This window comes from Rhodococcus sp. CH91 (assembly GCF_022554085.1).
In the GTDB taxonomy this organism is placed as follows: Bacteria; Actinomycetota; Actinomycetes; order Mycobacteriales; family Mycobacteriaceae; genus Rhodococcus.
This window is the reverse complement of the sequence record NZ_JAKFYR010000001.1, coordinates 186671-202700: the sequence shown is the minus strand read 5'-3', so window position 1 is coordinate 202700 and position 16030 is coordinate 186671. Positions and strand designations below refer to the sequence as shown.

Annotated in this window: 14 protein-coding genes; 6 read left to right on the top strand and 8 right to left on the bottom strand. The window is 67.1% G+C overall.

All coding sequences use genetic code 11. The features are described from left to right. Positions 1-13: 13 nt before the first annotated feature. The 6 genes from MOM01_RS00910 to MOM01_RS00885 all read right to left on the bottom strand — a co-directional run bounded on the left by MOM01_RS00910 (position 14) and on the right by MOM01_RS00885 (position 6168). Positions 14-1276, bottom strand: a complete 1263-nt coding sequence (locus tag MOM01_RS00910; protein ID WP_241383509.1) for a glycosyltransferase 87 family protein — start codon at positions 1274-1276, stop codon at positions 14-16. Positions 1277-1343: 67 nt separating this feature from the next. Beyond that, on the bottom strand, positions 1344-2060 hold the full coding sequence (locus MOM01_RS00905) for an SOS response-associated peptidase (RefSeq protein ID WP_241383508.1): 717 nt from the start codon (positions 2058-2060) through the stop codon (positions 1344-1346). Between the two features lie 72 nt (positions 2061-2132). After that, positions 2133-2855, bottom strand: coding sequence for an ABC transporter ATP-binding protein (locus MOM01_RS00900; protein WP_241383507.1), 723 nt, complete (start codon positions 2853-2855; stop codon positions 2133-2135). Beyond that, positions 2831-3721 carry an ABC transporter permease gene (locus MOM01_RS00895; protein ID WP_241383506.1) on the bottom strand — a complete coding sequence of 297 codons (891 nt, stop codon included), beginning with the start codon at positions 3719-3721 and terminating at the stop codon, positions 2831-2833. Before MOM01_RS00895 ends, MOM01_RS00900 begins: the two co-directional genes overlap by 25 nt. A gap of 24 nt (positions 3722-3745) precedes the next feature. Further along, positions 3746-5095, bottom strand: a complete 1350-nt coding sequence (locus MOM01_RS00890; protein ID WP_241383505.1) for an LLM class flavin-dependent oxidoreductase — start codon at positions 5093-5095, stop codon at positions 3746-3748. Continuing rightward, on the bottom strand, positions 5092-6168 hold the full coding sequence (locus MOM01_RS00885) for an ABC transporter substrate-binding protein (RefSeq protein ID WP_241383504.1): 1077 nt from the start codon (positions 6166-6168) through the stop codon (positions 5092-5094). Before MOM01_RS00885 ends, MOM01_RS00890 begins: the two co-directional genes overlap by 4 nt. Before the next feature lie 214 nt (positions 6169-6382). On the opposite strand from MOM01_RS00885, the gene MOM01_RS00880 reads away from it, so the two are divergent. Then, a complete protein-coding gene (locus tag MOM01_RS00880) occupies positions 6383-7804 on the top strand; it encodes a wax ester/triacylglycerol synthase domain-containing protein (RefSeq protein ID WP_241383503.1) in 1422 nt (473 codons plus the stop codon). A gap of 59 nt (positions 7805-7863) precedes the next feature. On the opposite strand, the gene MOM01_RS00875 is transcribed toward MOM01_RS00880, so the two are convergent. After that, positions 7864-9231: a phosphotransferase family protein gene (locus tag MOM01_RS00875; RefSeq protein ID WP_241383502.1), complete on the bottom strand. Its 1368-nt coding sequence runs from the start codon at positions 9229-9231 to the stop codon at positions 7864-7866. Positions 9232-9416: 185 nt separating this feature from the next. On the opposite strand from MOM01_RS00875, the gene MOM01_RS00870 reads away from it, so the two are divergent. Continuing rightward, positions 9417-11069 (top strand): thiolase C-terminal domain-containing protein, encoded by a 1653-nt coding sequence (locus MOM01_RS00870; protein ID WP_241383501.1) that lies wholly within the window; start codon positions 9417-9419, stop codon positions 11067-11069. A 39-nt stretch (positions 11070-11108) separates the two neighbouring features. Beyond that, positions 11109-12338: a CaiB/BaiF CoA transferase family protein gene (locus MOM01_RS00865; protein ID WP_241383500.1), complete on the top strand. Its 1230-nt coding sequence runs from the start codon at positions 11109-11111 to the stop codon at positions 12336-12338. Here the strand turns inward: MOM01_RS00865 and MOM01_RS00860 are convergent, their stop codons facing one another. Beyond that, the gene (locus MOM01_RS00860; RefSeq protein ID WP_241383499.1) at positions 12339-13034 is read right to left on the bottom strand and encodes a TetR/AcrR family transcriptional regulator; all 696 of its coding nucleotides are present in this window, start codon (positions 13032-13034) and stop codon (positions 12339-12341) included. Positions 13035-13256: 222 nt separating this feature from the next. On the opposite strand from MOM01_RS00860, the gene MOM01_RS00855 reads away from it, so the two are divergent. The 3 genes from MOM01_RS00855 (at position 13257) to MOM01_RS00845 (ending at position 16003) form a co-directional block, all read left to right on the top strand. Further along, the gene (locus tag MOM01_RS00855) at positions 13257-13445 is read left to right on the top strand and encodes a ferredoxin (RefSeq protein ID WP_241383498.1); all 189 of its coding nucleotides are present in this window, start codon (positions 13257-13259) and stop codon (positions 13443-13445) included. 190 nt (positions 13446-13635) lie between these two features. Continuing rightward, entirely contained in the window at positions 13636-14496 is an 861-nt protein-coding gene (locus MOM01_RS00850) for a mycofactocin-coupled SDR family oxidoreductase (RefSeq protein ID WP_241383497.1), read from the top strand. 37 nt (positions 14497-14533) lie between these two features. Next, on the top strand, positions 14534-16003 hold the full coding sequence (locus MOM01_RS00845) for an aldehyde dehydrogenase family protein (protein WP_241383496.1): 1470 nt from the start codon (positions 14534-14536) through the stop codon (positions 16001-16003). Positions 16004-16030: the final 27 nt, after the last annotated feature.

The window sequence follows — 16030 nt, the reverse complement described above, 5'->3', positions numbered from 1 at the left end:
CGGTCCGGGACCGTCAGCCCGGCGTCCGCAGGTTCGACAGCGGTGCCGGCGACAGGCTTTCCGGACTCGTGCGGCGAGCGAACGCGACCCACAGGAGGAATCCGGATCCGACCGCCACGTACAGGGCTCCGAGCAGATGCTGCCAGGGGGCCCAGGCGAGTTCGAGATCGTCCCCGCTGGGTAACAGGTGGTGCGGTCCGATCAGGAAGATCAGCGCGATACCGGCTGTGATCGCGGCGAACTTCCGCGAGGCGGGTGTGCTCAGTGCTGCGAGGGTCACGGTGAGCAGCGCCGGTGCGATCCACACCCAGTGGTGCGACCACGACACCGGCGATGCCAGCAGAACGGCCGTCGCGTTGGCGAGCAGGGCGAGCACGAGGTCGCCTCGTTCGAGGGCGCGCCGGATGGCGACCACCGCGACCGACAGCATCACCGCGACGGCGATCATCCACAGCACCGAGCCCACGGTCTCGGGCGTGCCGAACCGGGAGATAACGGCTTCGAACGCCTGGTTGGTGGCGAAATAGGATGCGCCGATCCGGCCGGTGTCGGCCAAGGTCTGCAACCAGTACTTCGCGGAGGCGCCCGGCAGCACGAGGAAGGCCAGCGCGGTGAAGCCCAGCGTCGACGCGATGATGGTGATGCTGGTCCGCCGATCGCGCCGGAGCAGGAACAACAACAGGAAGGCGATGGGTGTGAGCTTGACGGCGGCGGCCAGTCCGATCAGCAATCCACGCGGCCATCTCGGGTTCTTCGACAGCACGTCGACCGCGACCAGCGCCATGAGGACCAGGTTGATCTGCCCGAACGAGACGGTCTCGCGTACGGGTTCGAGCAGCAGCGCCCCGGCGAGCGCGATCATCGTGATGATCCACGATGTCCGGCGGTCGAGGTCCGGGCGGATCCGGTCCAGCACGACCCGCAGGGTGACGACGAGCGCCGCGACGGACACGAGGGTGAAGACGATCTTGCCCAGTACGACGGGGATCACCGCCAGAGGCGTGAAGAGCATCGCGGACAGTGGGGGATAGGTGAAGGGCAGGGTGAAATCGTCGGTCACCGGGGGCATCTGCCCGTAGATGTCTTCCCCGTCGAGCAGAACCCGGGCGCCCATCCGGTAGACGAGCAGGTCGATGAGTTCGCTTCGGACGAGGATCGTGACGAGCACACCGACCGAGACGAGCGAGGCGACCACGGCGGCGGCAGTGCCCGCACGGCCGTCGAGGGAGAACGAAGATGTCGTCGAGCCGATCGATTTCTGCCGTGGATGTCGCACCCGGCAACTTTAGTCAATTTCGATGATGTCGTTTCTCCGACGGGAAAACGACATGCCGACCGGTCTGTCAGGAATCGACGGGGCGCAGCAGGTCGGGGCCGTTGTTGCGGGGTGAATTGACGGCGGTGCTCACTTCGTACGGTTCGAGATGCGGTTCCGGAATCGAATTCAGCAGGGCGTCGACGTCGTCGCGGTCGTTCAGTCCGGGATCGAGCCAGGGACCGACGAACGTCTCGGGAAGGATCACCGGTGACCGTTCGTGGATGTGCCCGGCGGCGTCGGTGGCAGGACGGGTCAGCACGGTGCACGTCCACAGCCAGCGGCCGGGGTCGTCCTCGGGCAGTTCCGGGTTCGGCCACAGTTCGTAGAGCCCGGCCATCGACAGCGGTGCCTCGGCGTGCAGGAAGAACGGAATTTTCCGGCCGTCCTCACCCTTCATCCATTCGTAGTAGCCGTCGGCGGGCAGGACACAGCGCCTGCGTGCCGCGGCGGCCTTGAAGGCGGGCTTCTGCGTGATCGTCTCCGACCGGGCATTGATCATCCGGGACCCGATCTTCGGGTCCTTCGCCCAGGAGGGTACGAGTCCCCACTTGACCTGCGAGGACACGATGCGCACCGGCTCGGCGTCCGGTTCCTCGCGTGGAGCACGCTCGAGGACCACGTTCACCCGCTGGGTCGGGGCGATGTTGTACGAGGGCGGCAGTTCCTCTCCGGCGGTCTCGACGGCGTCGTAGGCCGCGAGCAGATCACCGCGGGTACTGGTGCTGGCATAACGTCCACACACGATGCATCTCCTGTCGGCGACTGCGGAGCGACGATCCGATTCTCCCGCATTCGACCCTCCGGAGTGGCTCGCTCAGACGGAGACCTCGACGCCGAGTGCTTCGAGCAGGACGCGGCGGTACTCGGCCGTCTCGACGACGTGATCGGTTCGCGGGTGCGGTATGTCGATGGTGAGTTCGACGGCGAAGGCACCGTGGTCGAGCACGAGCACGCGGTCGGCGAGAGCGATCGCCTCGTCGACGTCGTGGGTGACGAGCAGCACTGCGGGCCGGTGCCTGGTGCACAGTTCCTGCAGCAGTCCGTGCATTCTGATCTTGGTCAGGGCATCGAGGGCACCGAACGGTTCGTCGGCGAGCAGCAGTTCGGGTTCGCGTACGAGCGATCGGGCGAGCGACACACGTTGCTGTTCGCCACCGGACAACTCGTTGGGCCAGGCCCTTTCGCGTCCGGCGAGCCCGACCTCGGCGAGAGCGGTGCGGCCACGCTCGGTGGCGTCGGCTCCGCCGAGACCGAGAACGACGTTGTCGAGCACCCGCGCCCACGGCAGCAGGCGGGAATCCTGGAAGACGACAGCACGCTTCTCCGGTACCTCGATCGTGCCGGAGCCGGGTACGCCGTGGTCGAGTTCGGCGAGGGCCCGCAGCAGTGTGCTCTTGCCCGACCCGCTGCGCCCGAGCAACGCCACGAACTCGCCGGCCCGGATCTCGAGATCGATGTTGTTCAGAACCGCACGCCCGTCGAAGCCACGGCTCAGGCCGGACGTCCGGACGGTCAGCTCCCGATGGTCCTGCGCCATGCCAGGGCCTTCCTCTCTGCTGCGCGGACCAGCAGGTCGCTGCCGAATCCGAGGATCGCGTACACCACCAGCCCGACGATGATGATGTCGGTCAGTCCGTAGTTGCGGGCTTGGAACATCAGGTATCCGATGCCGCTCGAGGCGTTGACCTGTTCCACGACCACGAGTGCGAGCCACGCGATGGTGACGGACAGTCGCAGGCCGGTGAAGAAGCCGGGCAGTGCGCCCGGAAGGGCGATACGTCGGATGAACTGTGCCCGGGACAGATCGAGTGTCTCGGCGAGCTCGACGTAGCGGGCGTCGATCCCGCGCAGTGCGGAGTAGGTGTTGATGTAGACGGGCACGAAGACCGACAGGGTGATGAGCAGGATCTTCATCTCTTCACCGATCCCGAACCACAGGATCGCCAGGGGCATCAGTGCGAGGGTGGGGATGGACCGTTTGATCTGCACCGGTCCGTCGATGAGCGCCTCACCGATACGGGACAGACCTGCGATCAGGGCCAGGAGCACGCCGAGGGCGACACCCGCGACTCCACCGATCACCGCTCGTTCTACCGATGTCAGGAGGTTGCTGCCCAACCGGCCGTCCACGATCAGATCCCACGCGGTGGTCACCACCGTCCACGGTTCCGAGAGGGTCTTCGGGTCGAGGAGACCGGTGGCCGAAGCGACGGTCCACGCGATCAGCAGGAGCAGCGGACCGAGGGCCAAGCCGAACTCGATGGGCCGGCCGGGCGCGAGACGACTGCGCGTTCGTCTCGGCGGCAGGTCGGGGGCGTCACCCGGGCGGGGTTTCCGATCGGTGTCGGCATCACCGGCGAGACCGCTGCCGAAGCGCCGGGATCCGAGGGCCGAGACGCTCATGAGCTGTGTCCTCTCGTCGATAGGTCAGATGCCGGCCGCAGCGAGTGCGCGGGCGTACTGGCTGGCAGGGCGCGGGAGGCCGTAGTGGTCACGGAGCGTGGTTCCCGAGTACTCGGTCCGGAACAGGCCACGTTCCTGCAGGATCGGTACGACCTGGGATGTGAACGCCTCGAGTCCCTGCGGGTACTGCGGGGGCATGATGTTGAACCCGTCTGCAGCGCCGTTGGTGAACCACTCCTCGATGATGTCGGCGATGCGAACGGGTGTGCCCGCGACGACGTTGTGACCGCGAGCGCCGGCGAGCTTGTGCAGAAGCCGGCGCAGGGTGGGCTGCTCGCGCTCCACGATCTTGGCGACCACGAGGCGACGGCTGTGATCGTTGTCGGTGATGTCTCCGGAACCGGCGAACAGTTCGGCGGGGACCGTGTCGTCGAGTTCGAGTCCGGAGACGTCGACGTTCCCCATCTTCCGAAGTTGCCCCAGTCCGTATTCGGCGATGGTGAGTCCGTTGAATTCGCGGTGCAGTTCGTCTGCTTCGGCCTGGCTCGCGCCGATGAAGGGGCTCAGTCCGGGAAGGATCTTGACGTGGTCGGGGTTGCGTCCGATCTCGGCCGTGCGGGTCTTGATGTCGCGATAGAACGCCTGCGCATCCTCGATCCGCTGGTGTGCGGTGAAGATGGCCTCGGCGTAGGTGGAGGCGAAGTCGCGTCCGTCGTTCGATGAACCGGCCTGGACGAGCACCGGGCGTCCCTGCGGGGACCGTGCGGAGCCGAACGGCCCACGGACCTTGACGTATTCACCTTCGACATCGATGCGATGGATCTTCTCGGGGTCGGCGTACACGCCGGCTTCCTTGTCGATGACGACGGCATCGTCCTCCCACGAATCCCACAACTTGATGGCGGCGTCGACGAACTCGCGGGCGCGGGCATAGCGTTCGCGCACATCGGGGTGCTCGGTGAGTCCGAAGTTGGCGGCCGCCGCGTCGGTGGCGGTGGTGACGATGTTCCACGCCGCACGGCCGCCGGAGATGTGGTCGAGCGAGGAGAACAGCCGGGCGAGATTGTAGGGCTCGTAGTAGGTCGTCGAGGCGGTGGCAATGAGGCCGAGATGCGTTGTGGCGGTGGCCATCGCGACCAGTGTGGTGATCGGTTCGAGACCGTAGTCGGGGCGGTATCTCACCTCGGTGCGCAGCGCAGGCCCGTCGGCGAAGAACACCGCGTCGAACTTCGCGCTCTCGGCCAGCCGGGCGAGTTCCTGGAAGTAGGTGACGTCGTACAGCCGCTCGGGCACGCTGGCGGGGTGCCGCCAGGACGCCTCGTGGTGACCGGTCGGGTAGATGAACGCGTTGAGGTTGAGCTGACGGTTCGTCACGGGTTGTCTCCTCGGGATCGATCGCGGGTGTGAGCGGCGCCGACTTCGGCGACGGTGGTGGCGACCACCTCGTCGAACCGCAGGTCGTAGGCATCGGCTGCCTCGACTGGTCGCGGAAGTTCGCCGGCCTCGTCGATCACGTCGACGATGTGCTGCTGCACAGCGACGAGATTCTCGTCGAGCCGGGGGAAAGAGGTGGGACCACTCGCGTCGAGGATGCGCCGTCCGTCGTCGGCGGTGAGCCCCTGGCTCTTCACGAAGTATTCGTCGATCCAGACGTCGCGGTTGTCGTTCGCCCAGTCGACCGCGGTGATGTAGGCGGCCACGTAGGCGCGGATCGCGGCAGCGGTGCCGGGATCCGACAGCGCCGTGCCGGCGGCGTACAGATAGGAGACGCCGTCGCTCAGCGTCGCGGTCTCCGCCCGGGGCAGGGCGCTCGCACCGGGGGACTGCATGTACCGCGAGAAGACCGGTTCGCTCATCGGTGCTGCGTCGATCTGGTTCGAGCGCAGCGCGTCGGGGAAGTCGGGCAGAGCCATCGGCACGAGGGTCACGTCGTCGACGCTCAGCCCGGCCCGGTCGAGGGCGCGGAGTACGAACGCCTGCTGGGAGGTGCCTTCCGCGTAGCCGATTCTCCGGCCCTTCAGGCCGGCGAGGGAGGTGATGTCCGAGGCGCCCGGAGCGATGCCCATGTTCAGGCCGTTGTCCGTCTGCAGCGCGGCGACCACCCGGACGTCGTCACCGGCGACGAGTGACTGGATCGCCATGATCTCTCCCGCCCACGCGACATCCACGGCGTCGGCCCGGAATGCCTCGAGGATGGCCGGCGCGCCCTGGAAGGTGGCGAATTCGTGGCCGAACGGAAGAGTGTCGAGCTGCCCTGACGCGGCGAGCGCGACCTGCTGGCGTTCGCCCTGATCGGCGATGACGAGCGTCGTACCGGCGGGGATCTCGGTGGGCAGCGGGCTGTCGGAGGCGAGTCCGTCGCCGGAGGATCCGGAGCTACACGCGGTGATCGCGGTCAGCAGGAATGCGACGGCAACCATGAGTCCGGATCGACGTGGGCTCGGCATGGACTTCCTCACAGATCGGATGACAGGAACGGTTCCGACGGATCGAAACCCCTCGCCGATCCTGGCCGCCCGGCTCGTCACGAGCCAGGTTTTACATCAGCGTGAGCAAAAGGGCGCGGCGCCGGATCGGAACCTCGATCGGCGGTCCGATATGGGCGATGTGCGGGGGCGTTCGCGGTTACTGTGCGAGGACGACCTCCGGAAGGAGCCAGGCATGACCGGGGACGATCGGCGGATGTCGCAAGCGGATCTCATGTCCTGGCGGATGGAGGAGGATCCCGTTCTCCGGTCCACCATCGTCGCGGTCGCGCTGCTCGATCGTTCCCCGGATCAGGATCGCTTCGTCCGGATGATGGATCGGGGAACGCGCGCGGTACCGGCGTTCCGGCGCACGATGGCCGAATCCGCCTTCGGACAGACCCCACCACGCTGGGTGGACGATCCGGATTTCGATCTGTCCTGGCATCTGCGGCGAATTGCTCTTCCACATCCCGGAGGGCTCGATGCCGTGCTGCCGCTCGTGCGCGCCGCCGCGATGACGGCCTTCGACAAGGACCGGCCGCTGTGGGAGGCCACCGTCGTCGACGGGCTCGACGGCGGTGGTGCCGCCGTTCTCCTCAAGATCCACCATTCGCTGACCGACGGTATCGGTGGCATCCAGATAGCCCAGGAGATCGTCGATTTCGAGCGTGAGGGTACCGATCGGGGGACCCTGCCGGAGAGCCCGCCCGCATCGGGACCCGAATCGGATATCGCCGATTCGGTGAACTGGTATCTGTCGGCGGCCGGTGCGGCGGTGAGCAATGCCGTCCCGTGGGCGCTCCGGTCGGGTCTTCGATCCCTGGCGAATCCCGTCTCCGCGATACGCACCGTCGTGGGCACGGCCCGATCGACCGCGCGATTCGCTCGCCCGGTGTTCACGACACGTTCCCCGGTGATGACCGGTCGCAGCACGGTGCGCGAGGTCGCCGCGCTCGACCTGCCGCTCGCAGCCCTGCGGAATGCCGGGCGGGCGGCGGATGCGTCGCTCAACGACGCCTTTCTCACCGGAATTCTGCTGGGGCTGAGGAAATATCATGCTCGCCACGGAAGGCAGGTTTCAGAGCTGATGACGACGCTGCCGATCAGTCTCCGCCGGGAGGGAGACGCGATCGGAGGGAACAGGATCACGCTGGCGCGGTTCGCCCTGCCGCTGGACGTCGCCGAGCCGGTGGCCTTGATGCACAGGGTGGGCCGGATCGTCCGGTCCTGGCGGGACGAGCCGGCCGTGCCGCTCTCGTCCGCCATCGCGGCCGTCCTGAACGTCCTCCCGGCCGGCGTGCTGGGCGGGATCCTGAAGCACATGGATTTCCTCGCCTCCAACGTCCCCGGATCACCCGTTCCGCTCTACATCGCAGGTGCCGAGGTGCTCAGGTACTACCCGTTCGCCCCCACCATCGGTTCGGCGATCAACATCACCCTGATGTCCCACACCACCCACTGCTGCATCGGCATCAACGCCGATTCTGCAGCCGTGCCGGATCTTCCGGTCCTCGTCGACGCCATGGCGGAGGGATACGGCGAGGTGCTGGCCGTGGGTACGGGCGCGGAGGACAGTGTCACCGTCGAGGTCACCCTGCCCACGGGAACCGGCTGACGGCGGCGAGTGCTCCGGCTGCGCAGGAGATGTTCGTGGGTGCACCGCACGGACGGCGCCTACAGGGCGTCGAAGTGGCGATCGGCGAGAACACCCATGGCGGAACGCAATTGCTGGGTCCGGCCCGCGATCTGACGGAAGAGGACGTTCAGGACCCCGGCGACGGGGATCTCTCCGGCGAGATGTCGCTCCACCAGTGCGGCCGTGCCGTCGGCGACGGTGTCGGGCCGTGTCCCCAGAACGCCCTCGAGATCGTGCAGGTCGCGTTCGGACACGCGGTCGGCGTACCGATCGGCGTCGCGGAGATACTTCAGGATGCGGGCGAGACCCTTGCTGCGCTGGATGACGAAGGCATCCTCGCTGCGCGGCACGATGATGTGCCGGATCTGTTCGAGGGCCGCGTCGTAGAGCCATTCGCGCTCGGTCGACTCCGCGTCGACGTCCTCCGGCGGGGTGAGTTCGATATCGAGGACGTCGCCGAGTGCCTCGATCAGGAGGCGGCGGTGAAGAAGGCCGTAGGCCAGGGCATTTCCCACCTCGGACAACGGATCCGGATGCACGGAACCCCCGTGCCCGAGTATCACGATGCGCAACTCGGCGAGCACCCGGTAGTAACGCACCCGGTCGAGATCGACGGTGATTCCGGACGCCCGCTCGTAGTCGCGGAATCGGTCGTGGATGTCGGTGAAGGGTTCCTGTACCGCGCGGGTCGTCACCCAGGCCAGGTCGTCGTGCGGATCGCCGAGATGGCCGAGTTCGAGGTCGAGTACCGCGGTGACCTTCCCGTCCTCGAACAGGAAGTTCCCCGGCCCGGTGTCCCCTTGGACGATCACGACGGGCCCGTCGCTGTCGGGGATGTTCTGCTTCACCCACGCCAGTGCGAGTTCGATCAGGGGGTCGGCCTTCGCGCCGGCGCCGCGGTAGATCGTCTCCCACGTGTCGATCTCGTGGGCGACGAGTTGCCGCAGACCGCTTTCCGGGTTCCGGTCGGTCAGCTGCAGGCGGTGCGGATCGACGCGGTGCATCTCTGCCAGGATGCGCATGAAGTCCGATGCCACCGACACCCGTTCGTCCTCGTCCCGGATCCGGGAGAACCAGGCCTGCCCGGGCACCCGTTCGGAGAGGATCGCCTGTTCGGTGGGGTGGACGCCGACGATGCGGGGGACGGGGACCGGGGAATCCTCGAACGCGCGGTAGAACTGCGCTTCGCGGTGCAGCGTGAACGGGTCCCCGCGCTGTTCCGGAACGAGCCGGTCGTACCGCAGGAACAAGGGGAGGAGCGTGCCGTCTTCGGTCTCGACGTCCACCACCCAGGCTTCGCGCCGGCCACCACCCGGGCGCCGGTCGATGTCGACGATCCGCCCACCCGCCGTCTCCGCCACCCATTCGATGAGGGCGGGGTCGAGTGCACTTCGGTTCTCGCTCATGTCTCTGCTCCTTCGTGCACCGCGCACCGTTGGTTGTGAACTAGGTTATATATCTCAGCACGCCCCGGACAGTGCTCGGGTCACTTTGCCGGGCGTTTTCGAGCATGGGGTGACGTGGGTCATAGCCGGTGCTAGCATCCGTCCCCAAGTTGTCTAACTTGGTGATCGGGCACAGGGGGTGAAGAGTGGGAGAGTCCCGCAGACCGTTGCCTCAGCCCACCCTGACCACGGCCGGGTTCTGGGCCTCCGGAGCCGAGGGCGTTCTGAAGGTCGCGCAGTGCGCGTCGTGCGGAAAGTACATGCACCCGACGGCGGTGCTGTGCTCGGAGTGCGGCTCCCGCGACGTCTCGCTGCAACCGGTCTCGGGGCGCGGCGTCGTCGTCGGCACCACCGTCAACGCGCAGCACTGGCTCCCGGACCTCCCACCGCCCTACGTCATCGCGATCGTCGCCCTGCAGGAGGATCCCGACGTCCGTCTGACCACCAACATCATCGGGTGTGAGCCGGACGATGTCGCGGTGGGGGACCGCGTGCGGGTCGTCTTCGAGAAGGCCGCCGACGACATCTGGCTGCCGCTGTTCGAACCGGACCCCGAGGCCGAGGGCGGAGCCCGGTCCCTGCCCGGCTCGTACGACCCCCGGGTGCATGTCCGAGCCGCGTCCGGCACCACCAAGTTCGAGGACCGGGTCGCGATCACCGGGACAGGACAATCCGCGGTCGGACGGCGACTGATGGTCGACCCCCTGACCCTCACCGTCGATGCGTGCCTGCAGGCCGTCGCCGACGCGGGTCTCACCCTCGCCGATATCGACGGTCTGTCCACCTATCCGGGAGCCGCGCCGGGGGGTATCTCGGAAGGCGGGATCATGCCCGTCGAACAAGCTCTGCGGATCCGTCCGAACTGGGTCAACGGCGGGGGCGACCTGCCCGGGCAGAACGGTTCGATCATCGCCGCGATGCTCGCCGTCTCGTCGGGCCTGTGCCGGCACGTGCTGTGCTTCCGGACGGTCTGGGAGTCGACGCACGCCGAGTTGACGAAACAGGGGCGGTGGGCGCCGGCCGGTGGCCGCGCGACGGGCATGCTCGAATTCCGCCACCCTTTCGGTGCCGTCTCGGCCGCCAACTGGATCGCGTGCCAGGCGTCGCACTATTTCCACCGGTACGGCGACGCGAAGGAAGCGCTCGGTGCGATCGCCGTCACGGCCCGCGGCAATGCGTCGGCGAATCCCGAAGCCGTCTACCGTGATCCGATCACGATGGACGATTACCTCGCAGCGCGCGTGGTGTCCACTCCCTTCGGTCTCTACGACTGCGACGTGCCTGTCGACGGTGCCGTCGCGGTCGTGGTCTCCGCCGTCGAGACGGCACACGACCTGCGACACGAGCCGGTGCTCGTCGAAGCCGTCGGTACGCAGATCACCGAGAATCTGTCCTGGGACCAGGGCACGCTGACGCATCTACCGCAGTCGCTCGGTCCTGCCGCGCACCTGTGGAGTCGTACGGATCTGCGACCGGACGACGTCGATGTGGCCCTGCTGTACGACGGGTTCACGTTCAACGCCCTGTCGTGGCTCGAAGGTCTCGGCTTCTGCGAGTTCGGCGGTGCCGCCGACTTCATCGACGGTGGGAAGGGAATCGCCGTCGACGGCCTGCTGCCGCTCAATCCGCACGGAGGTCAGCTGTCGGCCGGGCGGACCCACGGATACGGGTTCGTGCGCGAAGCCGTACTGCAGTTGCGAGGACAGGCGCCCGGCCGCTGCGTCCCCGACGCGCAGGTCGCCGTCGTCACCGCCGGGGGAGGTGTGCCCTCGGGCGCGCTCCTCCTGCGAGCCGGATGAATCGAACCGCCCCACCGCACCAGGAAAGCAGGAGTCGTCATGGACCGTCCCTTGGAGGGCATCCGCATTCTCGAGGTCGCGCAGTTCACCTTCGTTCCCGCCGCCGGCGCGGTGCTCGCCGACTGGGGAGCCGACATCGTGAAGGTCGAGCACGCCGAGAGCGGCGATGCCCAGCGTGGGCTCGTCCGAGTGCTCGGCCTCGCCGCGAGCAAGGCGGGCTCGTCGTTCGCACCGATCATGGAAGGGCCCAACCGCAGCAAGCGCAGCATCGGCATCGATCTCGCCAATCCCGAGGCGCGGCCGGTACTCGAGGAACTCATCCGGCGCAGCGACGTCTTCCTGACGAACTACCTGCCGGGGCCACGGTCGAAGCTCGCGATCACCCTGGACGACGTCCGGGCGATCAATCCGAGGATCATCTACGTCACCGGAAGCGGATTCGGCACCGAGGGACCCGATGCGGACAAGGGCGCCTACGACGCGACAGCGTTCTGGGCACGCGGGGGCAGTGCCGACGGTGTCATGCCCCCGGGCACCGACCACATGGCGTTCATGCCCTCCGGTGCCTACGGGGACAACATCGGAGGGATGACCATCGCGGGGGGAATCGCCGCCGCGATCGCCGGGCGGGAACGCACCGGGCAGCCGTCCGAGGTGGACGTCTCGCTGCTCGCCGTCGGGGCCTGGGCCACTCAGTTCTCGGTCAATCTGTCGCTGTTCACGGGTGGGCCGCTTCCGAAGGTGCAACGCACGACGGCTGCGCCCGGAAACCCTCTCAGCGGGTCGTACCGTACGGCCGACGGCCGCTGGCTCCAGTTCTCGATGCTCCAGCCGACCCGGTACTGGAACGAATTCGTCACCGCTCTCGGCCGGGAGGATCTGGTGGACGATCCACGATTCGCGACGATGGAGTCGATCTTCGAACACGCGGAGGAGATCGGCGGGTGGTTCGCCGACGCCGTCGCGCAGCGCGACTACGACGAGTGGCTCGAGGTGTTCGCGTCTCTGACAGGGCAGTGGGCGCCGGTGCAGGACGGCTGGGATCTCGGACACGACGAGGCCCTCGTCGCGAACGGACGGATAGTCGACGTCGTCGACGCCGACGGCAATCCGCAGAAGCTCGTCGCGAGCCCGGTCAAGTTCGACAATGCGCCGGTGAGGATGACCCGGGCCCCGCAGTTCGCCGAACATACCGACGACATACTCCGGGAACTCGGCTTCGACGACGACGGGCTCATCGAGCTGAAGATCGCCGGTGCCGTGACGTAGTCAGCTCGCCTCGTGCTTCCGGCGGATCTCCGCTGCCTGCCGGGCCGCGATCTCGATCGCGTCCTTCGCTGTGGCAAGCGCCTTTTCGAGTTCCGCCTGAGCTTCCTCGCGTGCACCCCCGGTCGGCTGAGGACGCAGAGCCGGAAGTACGAACCGCCGGAATCGGAGCCGCGCCGCATCCTCGGACCGGTCGGGATCCTCCGCTGCGAGGAAGGTCTGCTCGACGAGGAATTCCATCAGTTCGTCCAGCGGGATGTCGGTGCGCACGAGGCCGGACTCCTGGCCCGCGCGCAGCAGCGGTTCGGAGACGCTTGACGTCACCGCCCGGATGTCGGGATGTCGCGCCGACGCCGAGTGCTGTGCCATGAGGGCGACGATCACCGGGTCGCGGGGCAACTCCCGCGCGTTGTAGACCATGGTGTCTTCCATCTTCGAGAAAATGTCCCCGCGCCCGGCGGAGCGTTCCAGTGCCCGCTCGATGTGCCTCTCGGCCCGGAGCAGCGCGACCTGAATGATCATCTCCTGGGCACCGCCGAGCTGCCGGAAGGCGGTGGCGCGGGAGACGCCGGCTCTCTCGGCCACGGCCGTCATGCCGACGGCCACCGTGCCGCGGCGCCGTATCTCCTCGTCGGCTGCACGAACGAGGCGCTCTCGCAAGCTCATCTCGGTGTCGGTCGCGGCATCGTCGCTCGGCATCGTCTCAGCCTAACGGCGTATCGGGAACCGTCCGGAAACCGACCGAGCGGCCGACATAGTGAACTTGGTAAAAAGTGTGATCCAGGTCTCGACTTACACGCCTCATGTTGCTACTGTGTGTCGTATGAGTCTCAGTCCGTGAGACCGATCGGGTATCGGGTCTCACGTGTCGTCGCGACTGTCCTCATCCCGCGTCTCTTCGTCCACCGAAAGCAGGGCCTCATGAGACTTACGATCGACGCCGGAAAATGCACCGGTCATGCGCGTTGCTGGGAGACCGCGCCGGACGTCTTCGACATCGACGACCACGGCTACGCTCTGCCGCTCGATCGTGAGGTCCACGAGCCGCTGGACGAAGCCGTCCGGGCCGGAATCGCGGCCTGCCCCGAGCGGGCCATCTCCGTCCACTGATCCGTTCGACGGATCTATGTCACCGATCCGTTCGGCGGATCTCTGTTCACCGATCCGTTCGACGGAACATGTTCACCGGCACCACTGTTCACGTCGTTCGATCCGCCTCGGACGGTTTCCCGTCGACGTCCGACGAGGCGTACCGCCTCCCTCGGAGGCTTCCCCGGATCTCGAGTAAAGGACACCCATCATGGGCCGTTTGCAGGACAGAGTCGTCTTCGTCACCGGCGTCGCCCGCGGTCAGGGACGCGCCCACGCCGTGCGTCTCGCCCGCGAGGGCGCACAGGTCATCGGCGTCGATCTCTGCGACAACATCAAGACCAATGGCTACCCGCTCGCCACACCGGACGATCTCGCCGAGACCACCCGTCTCGTCGAGGACGCCGGCGGCACACTGATCACGACGGTCGCCGACGTGCGCGACCGGCAGGCGTTGTTCGCCGCCGTACAGCGTGGGGTCGAGGAGTTCGGCAGGCTCGACGGGGTTGTCGCCCAGGCGGGCATCTGTCCGCTGGGAACCGACGACCCGCAGGCCTTCGTCGACGCGTTCACCGTCGATTTCGTCGGCGTCGTCAACGCGGTCGAGGCGAGTCTGCCCCATCTCTCCGAGGGCGGATCGATCGTCGCCACAGGCAGTCTCGCGGCCCTGCTCCCGGGTGCCACCGACAATCCCACCAACGGTGCGGGTGGCCTCGGCTACTCGCTCGCCAAGCGGATGATCTCCTCGTTCGTGAACGACCTGTCGGTCGTGTTGGGGCCGAAGAAGATCCGCGTCAATGCGGTGCATCCGACGAACTGCAACACCGACATGCTCAACAGCGAGGTCATGTACCGGCAGTTCCGGCCCGACCTCGAATCGCCCACTCTCGAGGACGCCCTGCCGGTCTTCCCCGTCATGAGTGTGATGGGTGTTCCCTATGTCGAACCCGAGGACGTCACCGACACGGTGCTGTTCCTGCTCTCCGACGAATCGCGGTATGTCACCGGCATGCAGATGCGTGTCGACGCCGGCGGTTACGTCCGCAACCGACCCGCCACACCGGCCGTCTGAGTCCTTCCCGCGCTACCGCCGAATCCGGAGAATCACAGTGACACACAACTTCACGGAACTGTTCATCGACGGAGCCTGGGTGGAGAGCGACGGCGGTGAGATCCTCGACGTCGTCAATCCGGCGACCGGCGAACTCGTCGGTCGCGCCCCGCAGGCCACCGTCTCCGATGTCCGCCGCGCGATCACCGCCGCCCGGCGCGCCTTCGACGAAGGCCCGTGGCCGCTCATGTCCCCGCGCGAACGTGCACAGGTGATGCTGCGCATGGCGGACGCCCTCGACAAGCGCCGCGCAGAACTGGTCGATCTGAGTATCGCCGAGGCAGGTTCCACCCGAGCGCTTGCGGAATATCTGCAGGTGGGGGCGCCGTTGCAGCACTTCCGCGACATGGCCGAACGCATCCTCCCGGCATTCGACTTCGAACGGCCTGTGCTGCCGACCATCGGGCAGGGCATCGGCCAGGGTGTCGTCCTGCGGGAACCGGCCGGGGTCGCCGCGCTGATCTCGGCATACAACTTCCCCCTCTTCCTCAACATCATGAAGGTCGCGCCGGCGCTCGCCGCGGGGTGTACCGCCGTGCTCAAACCGGCACCCGCCACTCCTCTCGAGGCACTGATCCTCGGCACGATCGCCGAGGAAGCCGGGCTGCCGGCGGGCGTCCTCAACATCGTCACCGGCGACACCGAGGCCGGTCGCGAACTCACGACGCACCGCGATGTCGATCTGGTGAGCTTCACAGGCTCCGACACCGTCGGCCGGGCCGTCTACGAACAGGCCGCACCCACGCTGAAGAAGGTCGTCCTCGAGCTCGGAGGCAAGTCGGCCAATATCGTCTGCGAGGACGCCGATCTCGCCAAGGCCGCCGAATCGGTGATCGGGAACATGATCACCCATGCCGGACAGGGCTGCTCCCTGTTCACCCGCACCCTGGTGCACCGCTCCCGCTACGACGAACTCGTCGCCTACGTGACCGCGGGGCTGGGGAGCATCGCTGTCGGCGATCCGGCGGATCCCGGCGTCATGATGGGTCCACTGATCAGCGAGGCCCAACGCACCAAGGTCGAGAAGCTCATCGCCCGCGGCATCGAGGAGGGCGCGACGCTCGCCTTCGGCGGCGGTCGTCCGGAAGGCCTCGAGGAGGGCTTCTTCGTCGAGCCCACCCTGTTCGTCGACGTCGACAATTCGATGGACATCGCGCAGAAGGAGTTCTTCGGTCCCGTCGGTGTCCTGATCCCGTTCGACGACGACGATCACGCGGTACGCCTGGCCAACGAGAGCGATTTCGGGCTCGGGGGAAGCGTCTTCACCGCAGATCCGGTGCGCGGCTACGGCATCGCCAAACGAATCCGCACCGGTTTCGTGTCGCTCAACGGAGGTGGCGGCGGAGTGACCCCGCACATCCCGTTCGGCGGATACAAGCAGTCGGGACTCGGACGCGAATGGGGCGCGGCAGGACTCGAGGAATATCTGGAAACCAAAGCCGTGACGTGGAGCGCCGCGAGCGGCTGAGCGTCGCACCCGTCCCCACCCTTGTCA